Source organism: Peribacillus sp. SIMBA_075 (genome assembly GCF_046534585.1).
Window position 1 is genome coordinate 1 of record NZ_JAWRYN010000092.1, and the last position, 1,988, is coordinate 1,988.

At 39.8% G+C, this 1,988-nt stretch carries 1 protein-coding gene and 1 pseudogene; both read right to left on the reverse strand.

Annotation, left to right across the window (positions count from 1 at the left end; translation table 11 throughout):
- Nucleotides 1-670, reverse strand: a pseudogene (locus SB775_RS27255) (transposase); the annotation flags it as partial.
- Between the two features lie 312 nt (nt 671-982).
- Nucleotides 983-1,792 (reverse strand): YitT family protein, encoded by an 810-nt coding sequence (locus SB775_RS27260; RefSeq protein WP_061462040.1) that lies wholly within the window; start codon nt 1,790-1,792, stop codon nt 983-985.
- Between the last annotated feature and the right edge of the window lie 196 nt (nt 1,793-1,988).

Here is a 1,988-nt window from a genome sequence, read left to right on the forward strand (position 1 = left end):
TGAAATGAATAGGCAAACTGTTTTGTCCGTTCATCTTTCACATAGTAACCACTCTCAGGATCTGTTGTACTTTCTTTAATCTCTTTGGTTTCTTCCTTATAAAATTTATCTGGTGGAAAAGGTTTCTTTCCATGGTCTTCACGATCTTGATTGATTTCTTCTTGAAGGCGTTCTTGATACGCTCGTGTTTCTTTACGAACGAGTTTATTCGCACTGGCTTTCACATGTGTGGAATCCACGAATACGTGTTCAGCACTTATTAACTTTTTATTAGCAGCTATCATTAAAATGCGATAGAAAATCTGTTCAAACAGGTCTGTATCTTTAAAGCGTCGCTCATAATTTTTCCCGAACGTGGAGTAGGAGGTACTTTATCATGGAAACCATAGCCTAAGAACCAACGGTAAGCCATATTGGTTTCAACTTCTTCAATCGTTTTACGCATGGAACGAATACCGAAGGTATATTGAATGAAAGTCAGTTTAACTAAAATAACTGGATCAATACTTGGGCGTCCTACCTTTGAATACATATCTTTCACCAAGTCATAAATGAAAGTGAAGTCAATGGCAGCCTCCATTTTACGAACCAAATGGTTCGGTGCCACCAGTTGATCTAACGTAATCATTTCAAGTTGATCTCGCTGAATAGAATCATGTTTAGAAAGCATCCTCATCACCTCAAGTTTTAATACTTCTATTTTAAAACAAAAATGACTCCAGGCAAAAGTGTTCCATCTAAAAGGCAAGACAAAGTTGATTGGAACGGAAGGTACGAGACTCCTGCGGGAAAAGCGCGTCTAGGGGAGACCCCGCAGGCGAAAGCCGAGGAGGCTCCCCGACCGCCCGCGGAAAGCGAGTGCCTGGAGTGGAAAATCAACGGCCAAATTGTACAACTCATAAAAAATAGACAAACTCGATTTTCATCGAGTTTGTCTACAGTCTGCAGCCTCCCATAAAGTGGGAGGCTTTTCTATTTATTATCACTCTTTATGAAACATCCCCATGACCTCGGCTGTTTCCGTTATATTGACAAAAGCATTGGGATCCACTTCTTTTATCATCGCTTTTACATCGGTTAATTGATAACGGGTAATGACTGTCATCATTACTTTACTCTTTTCTCCAGAGTATGCACCTTCACCATCCATGACTGTAATTCCTCGATATAGGTTGGTCAGTAGCTTCGTTTTCATTTCGTCACTCTTTTTCGTAACGATCATTAATGTTAATTTAATGTGATTGGAATGAATCGTATCAATCACCTTTCCTGCTGCATATATGGAAATCAGCGTATATAATGCGGCATCCCAACCAAAGATGAAGCCTGAGATAACCACCACTACTGCATTCATCACCGAAAGCAATGTACCAAGTGGAAAGTCGCTCTTCTTAGCCAAAAGCATGGCAATGATATCAAAACCGCCGGAAGATCCTGAAGCGCGAAAGATGATGCCTATACCGAATCCCGATATGATTCCGCCAAATAAAGAAGACAAAATCGGTTCAGTGGATATTCCATGAACCGGAATGAGATATAAACTGACTGATATCACGACAACTGAAAATATCGTATAGGTGATAAAGCGTCTTCCTAATTTCAGGTATCCAAGAATTAACAATGGCAGGTTCAATAGAAAATTCAATATCCCTGTGTTGACTGGGGTAATGATTCCGAACATAATCGCAAGTCCACTAAGTCCGCTGCTTAAAATTAAATGAGGTATCAAAAATAAGTTGTAGGCTACTGCAACAAGCACTGAGCCTATAGTGATGCAAAGTACATTATACATATCTGATCTCCTTAAAACGAACCGGGAATTTAATTTATTATATTAGAGAACCTATGATTTTTAAAAATAATAGTTTTTTCTGAAAACGACATTTAAACTTCCACTTTCCTGATATTAGGTAAATCGAGTAGGAGGAGGCGCCTAGCCTCCGACCTCTCACACCACCGTACGTACCGTTCGGTATACGGCGGTTCAG